Origin of the sequence: Acinetobacter sp. IK31 (assembly GCF_035615195.1) — a bacterium.
Classification (GTDB): domain Bacteria; phylum Pseudomonadota; class Gammaproteobacteria; order Pseudomonadales; family Moraxellaceae; genus Acinetobacter; species Acinetobacter calcoaceticus_C.
The window spans coordinates 183,230-205,181 of record NZ_JANBOB010000002.1 but is presented as its reverse complement, the minus strand read 5'-3'; the positions used below and the strand labels follow the sequence as shown (position 1 = coordinate 205,181).

The following is a 21,952-nucleotide window of genomic DNA, read 5'->3' as shown; positions in this document are numbered from 1 at the left end:
ACTGTATTACTTAAAAAACCTAAATACCTATCATGAATAGGCTCTAAAACTATGTCTAAATGGTTTATACCTTATATATGTTTAAAAAGCCCTTTTACTTATTATGTGGCCTCAAGTATTGCGGTATGTATGCCTTTGGCTGCATATGCCGAAAATAGTACTGATGTTTCAGGTTTCTCAAAAGCAGAGTTTGATAGTAATTTTTTAGTAGGTAATGCGCAAAAAATTGATATTGGTCGTTTCAAATATGGAAACCCCATCTTAGCTGGTGAATATAGCTTAGATGTCTATATTAATGGTCAATGGCTGGGTAAGCGGCGCATGCGCTTTAATGCCAGCTCTCCTAACCTACATGCCGAAACCTGTTTTACAGAAGCCATGTTACTAGAATATGGCATAAAAGCTGATGTGCTTAACAAACATTCTCATACATCGTCTCTTTCTTGTGACGCACTCGGAACTTGGATAGATAATGCTTTTTATTTATTTGATAGCTCCCGTTTAAGAATTGATATTTCTATTCCCCAAGTCACATTAGAAAAAAATGCACAGGGCTATATCGACCCACATTTGTGGGATCGAGGTATTAATGCAGCTTTTTTGACATATAACGCGACTGCTTATCGGATAGTTAACGAACAACATGAAAGTACATATGCCTTTATGGGGACTAATCTTGGAGCAAATTTAGCAAGTTGGCAATTTCGCCATAATGGACAATGGAAATGGCAAGACCATACTGATTTTCAAACTGATCATTCTTCTTATACTTCAACAAATACATATATACAAAAAGCATTTCCGAAAATTCATGGCGTTCTGACTTTAGGCGATTATTTTACTAATAGTGATTTTATCGATTCGTTACCGTATCGCGGCGTAAATATTTCAAGTGATGACCGAATGCTTCCCAACAGTATGCTTGGTTATGCTCCCAGAGTAAGAGGTTATGCAAAAACCAATGCGAAAGTCGAGGTTAGGCAACAAGGCAATTTAATTTATCAGACAACGGTCCCCCCCGGAAACTTTGAAATTAATGATCTTTACCCAACAGGATTTGGAGGCGAGCTACAAGTTTCTGTAATTGAGTCTAATGGAGTAATTCAAAAATTCTCTATTCCATATGCCTCTGTCGTCGAAATGCTACGCCCTCAAATGAGTCGATACTCTTTTACTTTAGGGCAGTTTCGAGATTCAAACCTTAGCCTAAATCCATGGCTGATACAGGGTAAATATCAACGAGGAATTAATAACTACCTCACAACTTACAGTGCGGTTCAAGCAACCCAGCAGTATCTCTCGTTATTAGTAGGCACAGCTTTTTCAACACCCATTGGAGCTGTCTCGTTTGATGCCACTCAATCAAAAGCTGAGTTTGATCATCAATCTAAAATGACAGGTCAAAGTTATCGCTTAAGTTACAGTAGACTATTTTCTCCAACAAATACTAATTTAACATTAGCTACTTACCGCTATTCAACAGAGAACTACCTCAAATTACGTAATGCAATTTTAATTCAAGATTTACAACAACAAAATATTGATAGCTTTTCCGTAGGCAAACAAAAAAGTGAATTCCAGATTACTTTAAATCAAGTTCTTCCAAAGCAATGGGGAAATTTTTATTTAGTGGGTTCATGGATAAACTATTGGAATCAACCCACGACCAATAAACAGTTCCAATTAGGTTATAGCAATCAATTTAAAGATTTAACTTATAGTTTATCTGCAATGAGCAGCAAAGTTGAAGAAGGTGGTACTCGCACAGGTCAAGATACGCAGTACCTAGCTTCTTTATCTTTTCCACTCGATTTTAAGAAAAATTCTTTAACTTTTAATAGTGTTGTTGGTGAGGATAGTCAGACTTTAAGCTTCAGTGGCTTTACAGGAAGTCGCTTAAACTACGGCGCATCAATTTCTAATCAGGACCATGGTCAAACCAACCTAAATATTAATGGGACCTATAAAACAAACTATACAACACTAGGTGCCTCATTAAGTCACGCAGATTCATACCAACAAGAAATGCTTAACTTAAGTGGCAATGTTGTTGCACATTCCCAAGGAATTCTGTTTGGGCCAGATCAGGCTCAAACTATGGTACTGGTCTATGCACCGGATGCTACTGGAGCACAGGTTGGTAACACACCAGGGCTCAGTATTAACAAAAAGGGATATGCATTTATTCCCTATGTTACGCCTTACCGTATGAATGACATCAGCCTTGATCCACAAAACATGTCCACACAAGTTGAACTTGGTGAGAGCAGTTTACGGATTGCCCCCTATGCAGGCTCGATCACTAAAGTTCAATTCTCAACAAAAAAAGGTTATGCACTTTTTATTAGTACAACAACAGTAGATGGCTCACATCTACCTTTTGCCGCACAGGTATACAACCAGAATAACGAAGTAATAGGCATTGTCGCGCAAGGCAGTCGCATTTATTTACGAACACCCTTAACTCATGACCGTTTATATGTGAAATGGGGAAATACAAGTACTGAAAAATGCGAGATTGAATACGATATAGCGGATCAAATAAAGCATAACAACCAACCAATTATTATGACAAAGGCAGTCTGTAAATGAATAATATTTTAAAAAAAATTGGATTTTTGGCAGTGAGTCTATTTGCTTATAGCCATACAAATGCAAATTGTAATTTAAGTAAAGGATTTACTACCGTCGATATTCCAATGAATATAGGTAAAATCGTAGTAAAACCAAATGATCCCATAGGAACAATCTTACAAAAGAATACTTTTACAATATCTCCCAATAATTCAACCGCGACTTGTAATCGTGCGAGTGATCAAATTATTGCAGCTCTCCCCTTAAATTATCCAATTAGCCCAATAGGTAATAATGTTTATGCGACCAATATTCCCGGTATCGGTATCCGTCTTTATCGCGAAGCAGCCGATGCTTCAGATTTTTCAGGATATTATCCCTATAGACGCACATTAACACCAAATAAAGCATATACGCTTTCCCCAGGGTATTTTGTTATGGAGGTGATTAAAACTGCCATGACAACAGGTTCTGGAGCACTAGTCGCAGGTCGTTACAGCACCTATTATGTATCAGGACAACAAAATCGCCCATTTTTAACCACTACTGTATTAAGTAATGCCCCTATTCTTATTGCGTCTTCATCTTGTGAAATTCAAAATGGTGTAGATTCACCAGTTCAACTTCCAACCGTGATGAAATCAGGCTTTAGAGCGATTGGGTCAACCCAAGGAGAACAGAATTTTAATCTGTCGATCTTATGTAATGGCGGCGAAAACAACTCTGGGATCGCTACGAGCAATACGATCAGCTTAAGTTTTGATTATAATTCTGATAACTCAAATAATCAGGTGATTAACAACAGTGCCGCGAATTCAATCAAAGCCAACGGTGTGGGTGTCGAACTGTTATGGAATATGAATGGAGCAAATCAGCCGATTCAAAAAGCAAGCAAACTAAATATAGGTATGGTGAGTTCCAACCAAACTGTTGAATATGATATTCCTTTAACTGCTCGTTACTATCAGACTGCCACCAATGTAACCGCAGGTGAGGTTAAAGCCACAGCGACGGTGACTATTCAATATGATTAACAACTATCTATAAAATTACTAAAAAATAAGCTCAATGCTACCAAGAGAACTCAAAAACTCATAATTTTCAAACTTTGTAGTTCTATTAAAAAATCACATAAAAAAATGCTCATAAGCAAAAATAGCAAATGAGCATTAGTGATAACCACTTAACCTGAAATACAAATTGTGGGAAATAGATCACAATTTGCATGAGTATAATTTCAAAAATCAGCTTAAAGATCAAGTCTTTTTTTTAACAAAAATTCTAAAAGACAACATAAGACATTGTTCTAAATAAATTAAATAAATAAATTTTATTTACAAAAGCTATTTTATAGTGTTTCTAAAGAATTATCATTCTATTAATTAATAAAAACTTAATTTTAAGAAAAATTAAAAGATAGCCCTCAAGTCACCCAAATAAAAATTTATTTTTAATTTCAAATATTTTAGTCAAAACCATAAAAATTTAAATTTCAGAGAATTACATAATTTATAATAAAAAAAACATAAATAAATTTAGAAATCCCCTTCAATTGCCAATAATATCTTTAGACTTTTTATCAGAACGTAACATGCTCATTTTTTGGAAAATATTATGTATCTTATTACTAAGTCTAGGTGCTACAAGTATAGGTTTTGCGATTAGTAACATTGATCTTTTTCTTTTTTTTATAGGTTTACTTTTATTAACCTCCTTTATCTTAGCTTTAAAACAAGCACGTGAAGATGCGGGTTTCTTTCCTGATCATTAAAAGGTGGACAAGAGAAGAGTTTAAATTAGGAAAAAATCTATTAGGGGTAAAGCTACGCCTATAGTTCAAAAAATTACCAATGTGGCTATTTCAATGCATGGATGAAACTATCTCTATTCTCGTAATTTCCCCTATCCCTTACCTATTAATTATATTCTAAAAGACTCGAAACAACTCACCAGAAAATCCATGACTACACGTATTGCAGGGCTATGCCGTAAATCTTCATGGGTTACCAACCAGATTTCAGCACTCATAGGATGATCGTCTTGCAATCTTATCAAGTTACTCAGTGTTCCTAAAAAATCAGGTAAGACAGCTAACCCAGCTTCACCACATGCTGCTCTCCACTGAAGTTCAGGATGGTTTGTGACCATTATAGGTTCTTTATGGCCTAATTTTTCTTTTAATTTCTGCTGTTTTTGGCCATGTACTCCACCTACCTCTACGCTAATCCACTCATAATTTTCAGGCTCTGTTGAAGCCAAATAATTTGAAGCAGCATATATTCCAAAAGGAATTTCACCTACTTTACGAGCAACTAAATTTTCATCCTTAGGACGTCCAAATCGTACAGCAATATCAGCTTCACTATGCTGTAAAGATACATAATGAACATCACCGAGCACACGTAATTTTAATTGTGGATAATGACGATAAAATCTTCCCAGATGAGGCATGATAAGATGCGCCGCCGTTAAAGGAGGCATACTAATAGAAACACTCCCCATTACTTCTTGCTGACCTGCCTGAGTTAAACGTTCAATAGAAAAAGTTTCTTCCATCATACGACCGACGACTTGTGCAAGACGTTCCCCATCTGGGGTAAGTATGTATGTGCGTGGTCTACGATCCACTAATTTAAGTTTTAAGTTTTGTTCTAGCTGCGCAATTCTTCTGGATACAGTTGCATGATCTACGCCCAATTTTCTTGCGGCAGCAGACAGTGACTTCTCTTCAGTAAAAACTGAAAAGTAATGTAAATTTTCCCAATCTATCATTGTGCAAATTTTCACATCAGAAGTGTATTAATACGGAATTGTACACCTTTATATAATTGCCCAGAATAAAACCTTTCTTAAGGGAGCCTGTCGATGAACAGAACGGTGGCTTATGCCTATGCTGGTGTTGTAATAACGATGTTTTTTTGGGGATCAGCATTTAATGCAATGTCTTATATTATTCAACATATGCCTCCGCTATCTGCCGCATCTGAACGGTTTTCAATTGCAAGCCTAGGCTTACTCCTGATCTTTTCAATAACAGGCAAACTAAGATGGGCAGCCTTAAGTCAGAATTTATTTATCTATCTTATTATTGGGGTTGTCGGCATTGCGGGATTCAACATAGGTTGCTTTTATGGTTTACAGACTACATCTGCGGTGAATGGGGCCTTAATTATGGCAACTACACCGTTGATGACCTTATTAATGACAATTGTATTGGACGGTGAAAAACTTACCCCTAGTAAGTTTTTAGGCGTTTTATTCGGCTTAAGTGGCGTATTACTCGTCATTAGTCAAGGACATATAACAACGTTACTTCACCTAAAAATAGATATTGGAGACCTATTTATATTGTTAGGGGCTTTTGGATTTTGCTTAGCTAATGTTTTATCTCGCCGCTATGTAAAAAATGCCACTCCGCTAGAAACAACGACTTTTTCTATGATGTTCGGGGCAATAACACTTGGCGTGTTGAGTATGATATTTGAAGATCCTCTTACAGCCATCACTTCTGCGCCTGTAAATGCCCATTTAGCCATGGGATATGTAATTATCTGCTCTACAATGATTGCTTATTTATTCTGGTTTAATGGCATACAAAAGTTAGGCGCTGGACGTGCTTCCGTCTTTTTTAACTTTGTACCAGTGTTCAGTATGCTGATCGCCCTCCTTACAGGACAGTCTCTCAATATCTGGCAATTGGTAGGTACAGCTTTAGTCATGCTTGGTGTAATAAGTAGCGGAGGTCTTTTAAAAATTAAAGGAACTCCTCTTATAGTTAAACATTGTACAAAATAGGAAATATGCTGCTACATTAAAAATTCTATATTTATCATGTAGCAGTATTTTCAAATATAAAAAACTATTTATTTAATAACTTCTTTAACTTTATAAGTTTTATTTTTAAAATATATTTTTACATTTTTGATTATTTATCACAAAAGCTCATCTTAATTATTCCGTTGTAACAAATAATATATGTTTCTTTAAAACTTAATCAAAGATTGCCATATATAGTTTTAAAACAACCAATGGAGATATTAAAATGAAGCTGGATTTTACAACCATTGAAAAGCAAGCTAAATTGCTACAAGAAGAGCAAGAAAAAATAGAGCAACAAGATCATGACTTTCAAGTTGCTTTAGATAAACACAGAGAATCTTTAAAGAATTTATTTAAAGATCTTTTCTCTGACCATGAAATTAAAACAGAAAATGGAGGTCATTTTTGTGTGAATTTTGGAAATTTTAAAATTTCTTTATTAATTGAAACTGCTAAATTTGAGAACGGTGTTCCTGTAAAATTAAATTCGGTGAACCCTGTTATTGTTAAATTTAAAAAAGACAAGCCAGTTGCAAAAGCACAATTTACCGATGCAACTCAATATTTAGATAATTATTCAGAAACTCCAAACTATCAATATTATTATAAACAAGAAGATAAAACTCAACTCGTCCAATTCTCTGAACTTCCAACTTTTTTTCAAGCTATATTAGACACGAATGTATAAAGTCAGGCCCTCAATAGAGGGCTTTTTTATATATTATTTTTTTATCTTTTAAATCTATTAAAAACAAAATCAATCTAATTAATTTTTTATTTATCTATGAAATATTTAAGCCACTTTTAGGTTCTACAGCCTCAAAAAGTATTTGATTCTTTCCAAAATTACTTGTATATACATGTTTGTATTTGTTTGTACAAATGCGGACTTAATAAAAATAGAGTGGACTCTTAAAGGACAGGGAGAGTGTAATGGACTCATCGGCTGAGAAACCAAATAGTAGTTTTATTGAAAACCGAAGTATTGATTTTATTCCAGAGAATGAAAGACATGGCAGAGTGTTTGCTCAATTCACTCTCTGGTTTGGTGCCAATTTGCAAATCACGGCCATTGTGACGGGTGCACTAGCAGTTGTATTAGGTGGAGATGTTTTTTGGTCGATTATTGGTTTATTTGTGGGACAGTGTTTTGGTGCTGCTGTCATGGCTCTACATGCTGCTCAAGGTCCAAAACTTGGCCTTCCGCAAATGATTTCAAGTCGTGTTCAATTTGGGGTATATGGTGCGTGTATTCCAATCATACTCGTCTGTCTCATGTATATTGGATTTACAGCAACTGGAGAAGTACTCGCAGGTAAAGCAATAGCGCACCTAGCACATGTCAGCAATACAACTGGCATCTTAATTTATGCTTGCTTTATTATCTTATTTGCAACGATTGGATATCGTTTAATTCATGTGGTAGGCAAAGTAGCCAGTATTATTGGCTTGATTGCTTTTGTTATCATTTTGACTCAAATTTTAGCTCTTTCTCATTTCTCAGAACTCTTAGCAGTACGTCATTTCAGTTGGTCTTCATTTTTACTAGCAGTTTCACTTTCTGCTTCTTGGCAAATCTCTTTTGGACCATATGTTGCAGACTACTCTCGTTATCTTCCAACCAAAACATCTTCATCTCGCGTTTTCTGGGCGGTTGGCTTAGGTTCTTTATTAGGTTCACAAATTTCAATGACCTTAGGCGTTTTGATTGCTCAGGTTGCAAACGGGAATTTTGTTGGAAATGAGGTTCAATATGTGGTTGGAATGAACCCTATTGCCCTAGCCGTGACCTTTTTATATTTTAGTATTGCTTTCGGGAAAGTTACTCTGACGACCTTAAATGCCTACGGTAGTTTTATGTGTGTTGCTACGATTTGGAATAGTTTTAAATCGACAAATCAAATTTCAAAAATAACAAGATTATTCATTGTTCTTGCTATGGTGGTCATTTCTACCTTTATAGCAATTATTGGCGAGCACACTTTCTTAAGTGCTTTTAAAGCATTTATTTTGTTTTTACTTACCTTTTTTATTCCATGGAGTGCAATTAATCTGGTTGATTACTACTTTATCTCTAAAGAAGAATGTGATGTAGATGCGCTCTATGATCCAAATGGCAAGTATGGCCGTTGGAATCGAATCGGTATTACTTGCTACTTTTTAGGTATTTTGATTCAACTGCCATTTATTGATAGTAAATTCTATACGGGGCAAATTGCTGCCATGTTAGGAGGAATCGATTTATCATGGCTTGTTGGACTGATCACTACAGCACTGATTTATTATATTTTCGCAAAAAAGGCTCAACTCAAATTTTCTAAACAGTTAGTCATTGACCAAATTAAATAGTAAAACTCAATAAGCTATCAAAGTCGAATACCTTGATAGCTTACTAATATCATTTGTGGCTATTCTTGTAAGGCTTTACCCTGTGCTGAAATAGGTAGCCCAAATAATTTATCGAAGCTCCAATTAAAAATAAAAGTGTAGATGGGAATAATGATAATAAAGGCCATGTCTAACCAAAAAGCAGCAATCAGAGAGATATCCATCCACCATGCAATAAGAGGAATTAAAAACAGAACTAAGGTAAGCTGAAAACCAATTGCATGCCCAACCCTACGTTTGACTGTACGAATATTACTACTTTGCCCTGCCTCCCATTTTTCATATAAAACATTGTAGATAAAATTCCAAGTTACAGCGATGGTCGTAATCATGACAGAAAGTGGTCCTGTATGTTCCACACTATCACCTGCCAAAAAAGCTAACCCTACTGATGAAATAATCATTCCAATCACTTCATAAGAAGAAACATATACGATTCGACGCTTTACACCTTGCATAATCAACAAACTCTACTTAATTCTTTATATTTTAATTTCAGTCAAAATCATATATAAAGTTAATAGCTTTCAGTTTGGCTGATATCAAAATGAATTTTAACAGTGAAAATATTGAACTCTTCATTACTGTACTCGATACGGGTTCTTTCTCTGCGGCCGCTCGTAAACTAAATCGAGTCCCCTCAGCAGTCAGCATGGCCATTGCTAATTTGGAAGCAGAATTGGGGTACACCTTATTTGAACGAACTTCTCGAAAGGTCATTCCAACCTCTACGGCATTAGCTTTAGAGCCTCAAGCTCGCATTATTTCTGAACAGCTTAGGCTATTTAGTACACATGCCCATGAACTTTCTCTAGGGCTTGAAACTAAATTACGCATTGGCGTTGTCTCAGATGTAAATACCAAATTATTATTCTATTCAATAAAAAAACTAGCCGATAAATTCCCATTACTTAATATAGAGGTTATTACTGCCCCTCAAGATGACATCGTCAATTTACTTTATACAGAAGAAATTAGTCTCTGCTTAGCCGGCTCAGACCTAAATATAAAAATGCGTGAGAATTTGCAATTGGTAATGACGGAAACAGTAGTTGCCACGATTTCGTCTACTCATAGTCTTCTACAAGAAAAAACAAAGCAGTTTTCTATTGAAGAGTTAATCAATATTAGGCAAATTGTAGTAGCGAGTAGTGACCATGAAATGACAGATTCTCGTTCAATTATTGGTGCAATGTACTGGAAAACGAATAGTCTACAAACAGCAATTAATATGGTTGAAGCAGGACTCGGCTGGGGAAATTTTCCTTTATCATTAGTACAAGAAAAAATCGATCAAGGTCAGTTAGTTCTTTTAGATTTTAAAAATACCAAAAATCATTTACCTCTATCTATTTACTTAATTTGGCTTCAAGACCGCCCCTTATCTAAAGCAGCTCGAGAACTCATCCAAATGATTCAAGAAAATTTATAATTTTTATACTTTAGTTCTGGGCACGCATAAATCTCTTTATGGTTTTATTTCTGGTTATATGTATTTATTTTAAAAGTTTAGAATATTGTTCTGCCCTATTTTCTCAATATTACAAAAAGCAAGAAGCCTACTTAAAAAAGCAGGCTTCTTACTGTATTTCAGGACTAAGCAATAGTTTTTTATTTTGGAAAAATACATTTATACTTTATTAAAACCTAGCATTTTAGTCAAAAATAAAATCAATAAAATACAATCATTTGACCTCAGTGTGAAAACAGTCACATTTTAAGTTTTATATAGAAAACATATTAGAAAAAGAAAGAAATTTCAATGAAAAAATCTTATTTTCTTTACCAAAAAGCACTAATTTTTTAATAAAATGAGATAAATCGCTTAATTGTAAGATGACCTCACTTTCATTCATTATTTTTTTATTTCACCCTTAAAGCTTTACTTATCAACTTTAGATACTTTGCTTCTTAATATTCTATGAGTAATTTAAGATCATATCCTATATTTAAAAGCATGAAAAAAATTATTCACATGCTCTGAAACAAAATTAATTTTATAAATATTATTTTTATTCTTAGTTTTAGAATGTTAATTAGGGGCTCTGATTCAAATCACTTAGAAAAAATTTAATTATCTTTAATATATTTATTATAGTTTCTATTAAATTCAAAGGGAACTTAATATTAAAAATATATAAACTTAAAATAATAGTCAGTCATCAATTCTACAAATATAATTTGCTGATTTAATTCTATTCAAAATATTTTTATGTGATTATTAAAATCATTTTCGATCACAAATTTATAAATTGCATGCGATACATATATGTACAAGCCAGCTTGTGCTGTACTATTTTTGAGTAAACTTATCTAATTTTATTTTGTCAGCATTATCCAAACAACCTCCCACAACTTGGTTAAATTTCAAACGATACGTATTTTAAAAGCATTAATAATTTGAATCGAAAAGACAATGAGGACTCTATCGCTATAAACTGCTGGCTGGAATAAGTTCTAATTGATCGATAAATAACTTAGTACACTTTACTCGTGAAGTGCTCATACGCTAGAATCCATATCGCTTGTGATACTTAACCAAAATAACACAATATTTTTTGAGTCTGCTATGCACCTACTTTAGAAAATGACTTGTGTTTAATTAAAAAATTGATTAGTATTGCACGCACTGAAAAGCCTTGAGATTAAAAGCTTTTCTTGTATATCGGGCCTATAGCTCAGTTGGTTAGAGCAGCGGACTCATAATCCGTTGGTCCACAGTTCAAGTCTGTGTGGGCCCACCAAATACGAACCTCATAAACCAAAAAGTTTATGGGGTTTTTTAATATGTATTCGAACAGAATATGGTTCCCCGTTATAAATAATACTTAAAATTTAATTATCAAATTTTAAAATATATTTTTATTTCCAAATTTTAACTTTTTTAAAATGAATTTTCTTCTTGTACTGAATATTCCTATTGCATCCATTAGGCTAAGTTTTGTTTCCGCATAGGTTCCGAATGCTCTAATTGAGTATCCCAGAACTTTTCCCATAAATCACAATACTCTAAGCATATCTTTTCAATATAGTTATAATCTTCTTCTGTACAAGCTTGCATCAAGACATACCATAAGTCTTCTTCATGATCATCATCCGCGGCTTCGGCACTCTCATCTTCAGAAATACCATGTACATGATAATAACCACCACCCTCCACTTCCAAACCGACGGCTTTAGTTGCTTTACGTAAAGGTGGACTGTAAAGAATGACCTCTTCTTCTGCGACGGCTAATAAGGCTGAAACAGCTTTATAGTCATGATAAGCATTTTCTAAAAATACTCTCACTTGATCTGCAATATCACTTGGTTGATAAGTTAAACGATCTTCTTCTGTAATACCAAAATCATTTAATACATCTTCAAATAAAGGATAATGGGCATATTCTGGGTTTCCCTGATAATAACCATCTTTGTCTAAACCTGGTCGAAACCCAAACTCATCAAAGATATTTAGACTTAAAAGAAAACGTGGAAACATTTTTGCGCCAGCATGCAACCTTGGCTCTAATTGTTTAGTTTGAAATTGGGCCATGAGCAGTGCATCAGTAAAAGTTTGTACAATTGCATGACGATATTCTAAGTGAATTTTTTTTAAATTTTCTTTATTAATTTTTCCGTTATTTAAAATATCAATTGCAGGATGATGTGACACAGCATGTTTAGCAATTTTTGCTCTTAATTGGGTCAAAAAGTCTGAATTTTTTTCCCATAGTTCGGCTGAAATGCTTTGCTTCATCCCTGCGAGAGCTTTCTTTCTAGGATTATTAAAATTCTCAAATTTCTTAGGCATATCTACTCTCATTAAACTTATTGAAGCCTGATCGATTTTTACATATTTTATTATAAAAACAATGACTTAAATTAATATTTAAATATGTTCCCTCATTAATCAATATTAGAATTAAAATCATACGAAATCAAATAGAAATTTAAAAAAACTTAAGATAATGATAATCATTATCACAATATAAACTTGTATCTAAGCCCTTTTTTTACTATGATAATTGATATTAAAATTTTAATTTTTTAGATTAAGTTATAATTAGTTCTAACTATATGGAATAGTAATGTCAAAAAAAGAAGATATTATAAATACTGCTTTAAATTTATTTAATCAGATTGGCTATAATGCAACAGGTGTTGATCGTATTATTGCTGAATCTAACGTTGCAAAAATGACATTTTATAAATATTTCCCTTCGAAGGAAAAATTAATTATGGAGTGTTTGCAGCATCGAAATTTAAATATTCAAAATTCAATTAATGAACAACTAAATTTACGTCAAGATGCTAACCCACTTGAGAAAATTCAAATTATCTTTAATTGGTATATTGAATGGATCAATAGTGAAACATTTAATGGATGTTTATTTAAAAAAGCATTTATTGAAGTATCTAAACAATATACTTCAATTCGTGAACCATTTTACGAATATACGAAGTGGTTAACTCATTTACTACAAGAACAGCTCACTAAATTAGGTATAGAAAACCCTACTCCACTTACTCACATCATTATTTCTATTATTGATGGGATGATTATTGATGGAACAACAGATAAAACGCTTATTAACCCTGAAAAAATTTGGCAATATATTGAATATTTAATTCATGAAGAGATACCTCAGCAGGTCTCTTAATTTTAAAATTATCTAGGTTTATTAAGTTTAAAAGAAAAATAAAAAAGAACTTTTTAAATCTTCTATAGCTTAGATAAGCTTAATTCTTAATGCGCTACTTTAGCTTTCATAATTTTTCTAGGCTTTTTTACAAACTCATATTAGAATCCTGAAAATTTATCACCTTGCACTGATCTATGAAAAAATTTCTAGGTAACTCTATCTTTAAAGCTGCTGGCTGGACCTATAATGTAGATCCCAAAATTCTTGAAAAAAAACAAGTTATTATTGGCTTTGAACATACCTCAAATCTAGACGCAGTGCTATCTATTGCTCTCTTCCAAATTTTAGATATTAAGATTCATACTTTAATAAAGAAAGAACTTTTTAAAGGTCCCCTTAAGCCAATTTTAGAAAAACTTGGTGGCATTCCCGTTGACCGTAAAGCAAGTAAAGATATTGTTTCTCAAATGGTTGAACAATTTCAAAATCATGAAACATTTAACTTGGTGATTGCTCCGGAAGCTACTCGTGCCAAAGATGGCTCTGAACGTAAAGCTATCCGTACAGGTTTTTGGCATATTGCGAAGGCAGCTAATGTTCCTATTGTACTTATGTATGCCAACGCACGAAGTAAACAAGGCGGGATTCTAGGCAAAATTTACCCAACAGACTTACAAAAAGATTTGGAAACGATTAAAGAGCTATATGCGCAATTTGACATAGACGTCAAAATTAACTAAATCAAATTGGACTTGATTCAGCCTAATCTCATTCATTAGGCCTTAAGCTTATTATTCTTATTCAATTGGCTAACAAAACGCAGGGCAACAGTTTTCAACAAAACTAAGCCTATGCTAATATTCCAGCACTTTTGCATTTTCTTTTTTGGAGTTCACGTCCATGGCGGGTCATTCTAAATGGGCCAATATTAAGCATCGTAAAGCGAAACAAGATGCAAGTCGCGGTAAAGTTTTTACTAAATATATTCGTGAAATTGTGACTGCTGCCAGACTTGGTGGTGGAGATGCTGCTAGCAACCCTCGTCTGCGTGCAGTAGTTGAAAAAGCTCTTTCAGTTAATATGACACGTGACACCATCAACCGTGCAATCCAACGTGGTGCCGGTGGTGAAGATAATGATGATTTAAAAGAAGTAACTTACGAAGGTTATGGTGTTGGCGGTGTTGCTGTTCTTGTTGAAACAATGACAGACAACTTGAACCGTACAGTACCAGATGTACGTCACTGTTTTAGTAAAACAAATGGTAACTTAGGTACAGCAGGTTCTGTCGCTTATCTATTTACTAAACGTGGTGAAATTACTTTTGAAGACGTTTCTTTAGAAGACAAAATCATGGAAGTTGCTTTAGAAGCTGGTGCTGAAGATATTGAAATTTCTGAAGATGAAATTTTGGTCATCACGTCGCCAGAAACTTTTGGTGAAGTTCAAGATGCTCTTACTGCTGCTGGTTTGAAATCTGACAACGCAGAAGTGGTCATGAGTCCATCAACAAAAGCCGAAATTACTGATGTCGACCAAGCAAAACAAATTCTTAAAATGATTGATATGTTTGAAGATCTCGATGATGTGCAAAACGTTTATACCAACGTTGAATTCACAGATGAGGTTTTGGCTCAACTTGATGCCTAAATCAAACATTTGAATTAAAAAAACGCACCATTAGGTGCGTTTTTTATAGTTTATTTAGTAAGTTATAACAGTTAAAAACATTATATTTTTTAATAACAAAACTGGAATGCAACGCAACAACATTGTCAATTTTTCCAATACGTCTTAATAAAATTTCACTGTAATCATCCATGTTACGTGCTACAAGTTCCAAAATAAAATCGGCACTTTGCCCTGTTACTAGAAATGCATTGGTCACTTCTGGAATTGCTTCTATTTCGGAAAGGAACTTATCAAATGTTTCAGTGTCATGCTTACTCAATGAAACTTGCAATAAGATGTGCAAGGTAAAGCCGAGTTTACTAAAATTAATTTCCCTTTTGAGCTGTCCCATAACGTTGGCTTCAATCAGGTGCTTAATCCGGCGATGCACAGAACTGACTGACAGATTGATCCGTTCTGAAAGTTCATTCAAATTTAAGTCTTCATGAGACAAAATTTCTAGAATTTGTTTATCAAAACGATCCAACTCCATTGTTATCTCCAGCCAGCATTTTACAGTGAGGACAGTATACCCTATACAACTCCTCTGCATTTAAAATAGGAAGATTTAAAAATAGCTAAAACGTTTATTTCTTTTATATATTTTATTACAGCTATGCATTTTAACCGTGCAAATAGCGATGCATATGAATCATTTTAGAGAGAACAGTTCATGCTCTTATTTAATTTTTTCAATATAAAGTCTTATTCCCACTACTATTCGGACGCAGACCGATGATAATCATGGAAATTTGATTATTTTTCTAAACTCTTAAAGTTGGCATTATTATTGTTATGTATTTACAGGAAAATTTTTATCCATGTCGGGGAGTTCCTGTGAATAAGATCAAAACATTAGTATTGGCAATGAGCACTTTAGGCATAACTAGCATAACAATGCCTTTACATGCCGCCACAGATGCTGAAGTTAATGCATTACGGAATGAAGTAAATGATTTAAAACAACTCGTCCAGAAACTATCTGATCAACAAAAGGCAGCTTTGTCAGTCAGTGCTCCAGCAACATCTACTGCTTCTACCTCTCCTGTATCAAAACCGGGTTGGATGGCAATGACGGATGGGCAAACCCAAGTTAAGCTTTATGGTAATGTCCGTGTAGATGCAACCTATGACTTTAAAGGATCAAATGGTAGCATTTCAAATGGCGCCAACTATCCTTTAAACAAAGATGACCCAAGACAAGATTCGTTAAATGTATCTGCGGCAACCTCACGAATTGGCTTAGATATTACTCGACCTACTCAATACGGAGATTTAACGGGTAAAATTGAAGCCGATTTCATGGGTGGAAATGGAGATAATGGCAATGGAACCTTCCGTGTTCGCCATGCCTATATGTCTTTAGGTAAATGGTTAGCAGGTCAAACAACTTCACCTTTTGTAAATACAGATACATCGCCAGAAACTCTAGATTTCACTGGAGCTGTTGGTACAGGCACTACGCGTACAGTACAAGTTCGTTACACTCAGCCAATTAATGCACAACAGAAAATATTAGTTGCTTTAGAAGGTGGTGATGTTGAAAAAGTGAGTAATGCTGCTGGAGGAAGTCGTTTCCCTGCTCTCACAACCCGATATGATTTTAAAACTGCTGATAATAAAGGCCTATTACAATTACATGGTCTTGCACATGAAAATCGTGTAGCACCGAAAGATGGCGCTTCTGAAGAAAAATTTGGTTGGGGTGTAGGCGTTGGCGGTAAATATGATTTAACTCCTCAAGATAGCTTGGTTGCTAATTATTATCATGTTAAAGGAGATGGCCGTTATTTATCTTATAGTAATTCTGCTTATGCCTATGACACAACAACACAGGATATTAATTTAGGTGAATTTGATAGTGCCGTGATTGGATATCAACGAAAATGGAGTCCTATTCTTCGTTCTACTTTTGCAATAGGCGGTATCCAATATAAAGATGATAGCGTTTACGCAAATAGCAATTTAACCAGTACCAGTTATAACAAAGAAATTTATAATGCCTTAGTCAATTTAATCTGGAATCCAGTTAAAAATATTGATTTAGGTGCAGAATATACTTATGGTCAGCGAGAAACTTTCGCAGGCGATAAGGGTGATTACTCGCGTGTCAATTTATTAGCAAAATATAATTTCTAAAAATTCGATGTAATAAAAAAGAGCCTTTAAAAGGCTCTTTTTTATTAACACTATTAGTGCATGGCTTGAATTTTTTCTAAGAAAAGTTTAGCGCGCTCGTGACGAGCATCTAAATTATCAAAAAACTCATGCGTTGGGCAATCTTCTAAAATCTTACCTTCATCCATAAAAATTAAACGGTTAGATACTCTTTTAGCGAAGCCCATTTCATGTGTAACACACATCATGGTCATACCTTCATGTGCAAGCTGCACCATTACTTCGAGTACTTCACCGACCATTTCTGGGTCAAGTGCAGAAGTTGGTTCATCAAACAACATACAGATTGGGTCCATGGACAAGCCACGTGCAATCGCTACACGTTGCTGCTGTCCACCAGACAATTGCCCCGGAAACTTATCTTTATGTGCAAGCAAACCTACACGCTCTAGATATTTCAGACCTTTTGCACGAGCATCGGCAACTGAACGCTTTAACACTTTAACTTGAGCAATTGTTAAATTTTCCAAAACGGTCATGTGTGGAAAAAGTTCAAAGTGCTGAAAGACCATTCCCACTCGTGAACGGAATTTAGCAAGATCCGTTTTTGGATCCTTCAGAGAAACGCCATCAACAATAATATCGCCTTGTTGAAATGGTTCTAACGCATTTACTGTTTTAATGAGTGTTGATTTTCCTGAACCAGACGGCCCGCAAACAACAACGACATCACCTTTTTCAATACTCGTCGTGCAATCTGTTAAAACCTGAAAATCACCATACCATTTAGAGATATGTTGGATGTCTATCATTGGCATTTAAAATCTCCAATTAGCGAATGATGGCAATTTTTTGCTGTAAGCGTTTGACTAATTGCGACAGCACAAACGAGCTACAGAAGTACACTACAGCGACGATTAAATAGAATGTTGCTTTCGTTTCAGGACCATAAGTATTAGCCAATGTATCTGCACGACCTAAAAAGTCTGGGGCACTAATTACATAAACTAATGAGATATCCTGAAATAAAATAATTGTTTGAGTTAATAACACTGGGAGCATGTTACGAAAAGCTTGAGGTAAAACCACGTAACGCATTGATTGACCATAGGTAAAACCTAGCGCGTAACCTGCATTTACCTGACCTCTTGAAATAGACTGAATGCCTGAACGTACAATTTCCGAGAAAAATGCAGCCTCAAAAATAGCAAAAGTCACAACACTCGAAAACAACGGTCCCCAATATGTATCAGATTGAAACTCAAATATTTTCGGCAACAAAAAGTAGAAAATAAAGATGACCTGAATCAATGGAATACCACGAAACAGATCGACATAAAATTTTGCGAAATTACTTGCGATGGCATTGCTAGACAAACGCATCATTGCCAATGGGGTTCCGATCAGGATACCACCCATCATCGCCAATACAGTCACAGTAAGGGTAAAAACGAAACCTTCTTTGAGTGCCGCGATCACATCAGGATTCTGTAATAAAGAAAAATCCATAATTACTTCCCTCCCGAACCTAAGCCAGGTACAGCCATTCGTTTCTCAATCCATGCCATGATAAATTTAATGCTATAAGTAATAATTAAATAAACAGGTGTAGAGAGAATAAGAATAATGATGTCCTGAGAAGTTTCTTCCCGCATAGTTTTTGTATAAGCGAAGAAGTTCAAGACACTCAGAGCATATAAAACAGCCGAGTTTTTGAAAACGTTCATTGCTTCAGAAGTAATCGTTGGCCACACAGTACGATATGCAACAGGTAAAATGACATAACGATAGCTTTGTGCAGTGGTAAAGCCTACTGCGGAAGCAGCAAATTTTTGTCCTGTTGAAACGGTATTAATTCCGGCACGTATATGTTCAGATACACGTGCAGCAGTGTAGAGACCTAATGCAAAAACACCAATAACAGCGGGTTGCTGATTCAGAATGTTTTTCCACCATCCACCTGCAACTACATCCCCACTACCAGCGCTTAAGCTATCTGGTAAAAATTCCGGAAAAACAAAAGCCCAGAAAAATAGCTGCACAATAAGCGGAATATTACGGAAGATTTCAACGTAACAATTGCCAATAAATGCGAGAGGTTTGTTGGGTAACGTACGAATTACCCCAAGGAGAGAACCTAATAAAAATGCGATAAGAAAGGCTATAACCGCTGTCCAAACCATAGTAAAGACGCCTGAGCCTAACATTTGTAACCATGTGGGCGCTTCTGAATAAGCATTGTAGCTTGTGCTACCAATCGCTTTACAGACTGATTCTGCCCATGCGGCTTTATCGACACCATATTCATTAGACTCCGCACAGAATATAGTCCAGTTTAGTGAGCCGACTGACATGTTTGCCCCTTAATGAATATCTTTAGAAAAATAGACCACTTGTGCAAGTAAGCTTTAACTTGCACAAGTAAATTTAGGACAAAAAGACCTTATTAGATCCCTGCATCTGTTGGACGAGCTTTTAATTTTTTATAAGATGAACTTTGTGGCATGTTCAAATTTGTATTTTTTGGTGGAATTGGTGACAAGAACCACTTTTTATATAAAGCGTCCATTTGTCCGGTTTTCCATAAATTATTTACAGTGCGGTCAGCAATCGCTTTAAATTTCGGATCATCTTTAGCAACCATAATTCCGTATGGTTCTGATGAAAGTACTGGACCAACAATTGCAAAAGATTTAGGGGTTGAAGACTTGGCAACTAAGCCCGCTAAAATATTATCATCCATTACAAATGCAGCCGCACGACCTGATGCCATCATGGCAAAAGAATCTGCATGATCTTTACCATAGATATTTTGAACATTGATCGCTTGACCTTTTTCATTCATCTTAATGTATTTATCAGATGTTGTACCTTGAGTTGTAACAACGGCCTTACCGTTTAAATCTCCCAAACTTTTAATGCCAGAAGTCGCTTTAACTGCCATACGTACTTCAGTTGCATAGTAGTTCGTTGAAAAGCCAACTTGTTGCTGACGTTGTTTAGAGTTAGTAGTTGTACCGCACTCCATATCAATATTACCTGCTAAAAGTTCAGGAATACGTGTTGATGAAGTTACTGCCTTGTATTCAACTTTTAGCCCAGGCATTTTCAATTCTTTTTTAATGTCATTTGCAAACTGGTTACAGATATCGACTGCATAACCTACTGGTTTACCTGCAACAACATATGAAATTGGGTCAGAGGATTCTCGGTGGCCAATTACGATTTTTCCGGTACTTTTAATTTTAGCTAATGTATCTGCTGCCTGAATTTGAGAAGTAGCACCAACCGTACAAAGCATGAATGTTGAAACAATGAGAGAGGTTGCAGAACGTTTCATAAGAACTCCTTGATGATCATTCTCTCTATTTATCTATAGAATCATTCATATAGAGCAATAGAGTGATTTATTATTAAATTGCAATTATCGCGCCAACTTTCCTAAGTAGGACACATCCATTTGCTTCACTTATTTTATTCAGTCTGTTTTGCAGAGTTAATACCTTTAAAACTGCTAACATGTTTCTACTTTAATCTATGTTTTAATCTTCTGTCTATTATTAAGCTCATCTATTTACACTTAAATGTGGCAATTATTGATTACAATGTAAACACATGCACAATAAAGTGGCTTAACTTCAGCTAAAAACTGTTTTTAGAAAAATTTTATTTTATGAAAAACTATAAAAATTAATTTTATTAAAGATTTAGCAATACAATAAATTCACTTTGTAAAAAGCAACTTAAACATCAAAATAATATATACAAATGGTTTAATAAAAATCATTTAGTAAATTGATAGTAATATTTAGTTAAATGAGTGAACTTAGAAATATTACAAAAATGCCCCGAGAAAATCAGGGCATTTTATAAAGTTTAAATTCCTCGCCAATCTACGCGAGCATTTCTTTCAGTTTGATATATTCTTAAAACATATTGCCCTAGAGGTAAATCAAGTAAATATTTTTGATAATTACCCCATTCTGTAGAAACTTCTTCTGCCTCTTCTCGCTCCCACGGCGTACCTTTTACCTCTAAAAGTGGTGCAAGCATTGAACAGACAGAAATATCGGCAAGACTTAATCGATCTCCGACCATATAACGCGCTTGATTTTCTATTAGATATTGGTTTAGTTCATTTATGAGTTCGTCCATGCGCTCTTTGGACTGGCTCACTAACTCCTCTTCAAGCTTATAGTTCTTCTTAACTAAAGTCTTAAGGAAAGGTTTTGATATTTTTTCAAATTGCCGTAAATAACCTTGTTCACCCATCATAATTTCTAAAGCATGGTCCCCTTGGGCTAAATTATGTGCTAATGCCCAACGGCGCACATGTATACCTAACTCATCAGCCAAACTATCAATTTTAAGGGTTTGTTGTCTAAGTTGCTCATCACGGCGTAAAAGCACGTGTTCTGGGTAGGTATCATCCAGATAAAGTGCAATTTTGGTTGATTCAGCGATCCATTGATGATCATCTTTCAAAATTGGCAGTAAATTTTGTCCCGTTTTGAGTTGTGCGAAAGCACGATGAAACCCAGGAATCAAGTTATGAGCCACATAATCAAGTTCTTTATGGTCTAACAACCAGCGAGCTTTTTCACAATAATGGGACAAAGGAAACTGATACAAAACCCGCATAAAATCTCCACGTTTATTTTTATTTGACTATTTGTACAAAAATGGTCGATGGTAAGTAGATACTTTAAAAGCTATTTTTATTTAAAACAATGGATATTGTGCTCATTTTTGCTGAC

General features: G+C 34.9%; 20 protein-coding genes and 1 tRNA gene. 12 read left to right on the top strand and 9 right to left on the bottom strand.

Features of this window, described 5'->3' with window-relative positions:
- Nucleotides 1-135: 135 nt before the first annotated feature.
- The 3 genes from MSG66_RS01815 to MSG66_RS01805 all read left to right on the top strand — a co-directional run bounded on the left by MSG66_RS01815 (nucleotide 136) and on the right by MSG66_RS01805 (nucleotide 4,345).
- Nucleotides 136-2,592, top strand: coding sequence for a fimbria/pilus outer membrane usher protein (locus MSG66_RS01815; RefSeq protein ID WP_324652367.1), 2,457 nt, complete (start codon nucleotides 136-138; stop codon nucleotides 2,590-2,592).
- Nucleotides 2,589-3,608 carry a fimbrial protein gene (locus MSG66_RS01810; RefSeq protein WP_324651820.1) on the top strand — a complete coding sequence of 340 codons (1,020 nt, stop codon included), beginning with the start codon at nucleotides 2,589-2,591 and terminating at the stop codon, nucleotides 3,606-3,608. The genes MSG66_RS01815 and MSG66_RS01810 overlap by 4 nt, the downstream gene beginning before the upstream one ends.
- Nucleotides 3,609-4,165: 557 nt before the next feature.
- Nucleotides 4,166-4,345 (top strand): hypothetical protein, encoded by a 180-nt coding sequence (locus MSG66_RS01805; RefSeq protein ID WP_003651366.1) that lies wholly within the window; start codon nucleotides 4,166-4,168, stop codon nucleotides 4,343-4,345.
- Nucleotides 4,346-4,494: 149 nt separating this feature from the next.
- On the opposite strand, the gene MSG66_RS01800 is transcribed toward MSG66_RS01805, so the two are convergent.
- A complete protein-coding gene (locus MSG66_RS01800) occupies nucleotides 4,495-5,346 on the bottom strand; it encodes a LysR family transcriptional regulator (RefSeq protein ID WP_202742292.1) in 852 nt (283 codons plus the stop codon).
- Nucleotides 5,347-5,439: 93 nt separating this feature from the next.
- Here MSG66_RS01800 and MSG66_RS01795 point away from each other — a divergent pair, with 93 nt between their 5' ends.
- From MSG66_RS01795 to MSG66_RS01785, 3 genes are all read left to right on the top strand, one after another.
- Nucleotides 5,440-6,369, top strand: a complete 930-nt coding sequence (locus tag MSG66_RS01795) for a DMT family transporter (protein ID WP_202742293.1) — start codon at nucleotides 5,440-5,442, stop codon at nucleotides 6,367-6,369.
- Between the two features lie 247 nt (nucleotides 6,370-6,616).
- A complete protein-coding gene (locus MSG66_RS01790; RefSeq protein ID WP_133973938.1) occupies nucleotides 6,617-7,081 on the top strand; it encodes a hypothetical protein in 465 nt (154 codons plus the stop codon).
- Between the two features lie 245 nt (nucleotides 7,082-7,326).
- Entirely contained in the window at nucleotides 7,327-8,742 is a 1,416-nt protein-coding gene (locus MSG66_RS01785; protein ID WP_133973940.1) for a purine-cytosine permease family protein, read from the top strand.
- 59 nt (nucleotides 8,743-8,801) lie between these two features.
- Here the strand turns inward: MSG66_RS01785 and MSG66_RS01780 are convergent, their stop codons facing one another.
- Nucleotides 8,802-9,239 (bottom strand): PACE efflux transporter, encoded by a 438-nt coding sequence (locus MSG66_RS01780; protein ID WP_324651814.1) that lies wholly within the window; start codon nucleotides 9,237-9,239, stop codon nucleotides 8,802-8,804.
- Between the two features lie 89 nt (nucleotides 9,240-9,328).
- On the opposite strand from MSG66_RS01780, the gene MSG66_RS01775 reads away from it, so the two are divergent.
- Nucleotides 9,329-10,213 (top strand): LysR family transcriptional regulator, encoded by an 885-nt coding sequence (locus tag MSG66_RS01775; RefSeq protein WP_324651812.1) that lies wholly within the window; start codon nucleotides 9,329-9,331, stop codon nucleotides 10,211-10,213.
- Between the two features lie 1,235 nt (nucleotides 10,214-11,448).
- Nucleotides 11,449-11,525 (top strand) — tRNA-Ile (locus tag MSG66_RS01770).
- A 185-nt stretch (nucleotides 11,526-11,710) separates the two neighbouring features.
- Here MSG66_RS01770 and MSG66_RS01765 read toward each other — a convergent pair.
- Complete coding sequence (locus MSG66_RS01765; protein ID WP_324651810.1) at nucleotides 11,711-12,574, bottom strand: iron-containing redox enzyme family protein; 864 nt, start codon at nucleotides 12,572-12,574, stop codon at nucleotides 11,711-11,713.
- 277 nt (nucleotides 12,575-12,851) lie between these two features.
- On the opposite strand from MSG66_RS01765, the gene MSG66_RS01760 reads away from it, so the two are divergent.
- The 3 genes from MSG66_RS01760 to MSG66_RS01750 all read left to right on the top strand — a co-directional run bounded on the left by MSG66_RS01760 (nucleotide 12,852) and on the right by MSG66_RS01750 (nucleotide 15,056).
- Nucleotides 12,852-13,424: a TetR/AcrR family transcriptional regulator gene (locus MSG66_RS01760; RefSeq protein ID WP_133973948.1), complete on the top strand. Its 573-nt coding sequence runs from the start codon at nucleotides 12,852-12,854 to the stop codon at nucleotides 13,422-13,424.
- A gap of 176 nt (nucleotides 13,425-13,600) precedes the next feature.
- The gene (locus MSG66_RS01755; RefSeq protein WP_042896580.1) at nucleotides 13,601-14,146 is read left to right on the top strand and encodes a 1-acyl-sn-glycerol-3-phosphate acyltransferase; all 546 of its coding nucleotides are present in this window, start codon (nucleotides 13,601-13,603) and stop codon (nucleotides 14,144-14,146) included.
- Between the two features lie 160 nt (nucleotides 14,147-14,306).
- A complete protein-coding gene (locus MSG66_RS01750; RefSeq protein ID WP_003651352.1) occupies nucleotides 14,307-15,056 on the top strand; it encodes a YebC/PmpR family DNA-binding transcriptional regulator in 750 nt (249 codons plus the stop codon).
- 43 nt (nucleotides 15,057-15,099) lie between these two features.
- Here the strand turns inward: MSG66_RS01750 and MSG66_RS01745 are convergent, their stop codons facing one another.
- Nucleotides 15,100-15,570 (bottom strand): Lrp/AsnC family transcriptional regulator, encoded by a 471-nt coding sequence (locus tag MSG66_RS01745; protein ID WP_004642558.1) that lies wholly within the window; start codon nucleotides 15,568-15,570, stop codon nucleotides 15,100-15,102.
- A gap of 344 nt (nucleotides 15,571-15,914) precedes the next feature.
- On the opposite strand from MSG66_RS01745, the gene MSG66_RS01740 reads away from it, so the two are divergent.
- The gene (locus MSG66_RS01740) at nucleotides 15,915-17,216 is read left to right on the top strand and encodes a DcaP family trimeric outer membrane transporter (RefSeq protein WP_324651805.1); all 1,302 of its coding nucleotides are present in this window, start codon (nucleotides 15,915-15,917) and stop codon (nucleotides 17,214-17,216) included.
- A gap of 53 nt (nucleotides 17,217-17,269) precedes the next feature.
- On the opposite strand, the gene MSG66_RS01735 is transcribed toward MSG66_RS01740, so the two are convergent.
- The 5 genes from MSG66_RS01735 to MSG66_RS01715 form a co-directional block, all read right to left on the bottom strand.
- Entirely contained in the window at nucleotides 17,270-18,013 is a 744-nt protein-coding gene (locus MSG66_RS01735; RefSeq protein WP_042896581.1) for an amino acid ABC transporter ATP-binding protein, read from the bottom strand.
- A gap of 13 nt (nucleotides 18,014-18,026) precedes the next feature.
- Complete coding sequence (locus MSG66_RS01730) at nucleotides 18,027-18,704, bottom strand: amino acid ABC transporter permease (RefSeq protein ID WP_133973950.1); 678 nt, start codon at nucleotides 18,702-18,704, stop codon at nucleotides 18,027-18,029.
- A 2-nt stretch (nucleotides 18,705-18,706) separates the two neighbouring features.
- A complete protein-coding gene (locus tag MSG66_RS01725; protein ID WP_133973952.1) occupies nucleotides 18,707-19,549 on the bottom strand; it encodes an amino acid ABC transporter permease in 843 nt (280 codons plus the stop codon).
- A 92-nt stretch (nucleotides 19,550-19,641) separates the two neighbouring features.
- On the bottom strand, nucleotides 19,642-20,535 hold the full coding sequence (locus MSG66_RS01720) for an amino acid ABC transporter substrate-binding protein (RefSeq protein WP_262471708.1): 894 nt from the start codon (nucleotides 20,533-20,535) through the stop codon (nucleotides 19,642-19,644).
- A 536-nt stretch (nucleotides 20,536-21,071) separates the two neighbouring features.
- Entirely contained in the window at nucleotides 21,072-21,836 is a 765-nt protein-coding gene (locus MSG66_RS01715) for a glutathione S-transferase family protein (protein ID WP_042896583.1), read from the bottom strand.
- Nucleotides 21,837-21,952 lie beyond the last annotated feature (116 nt).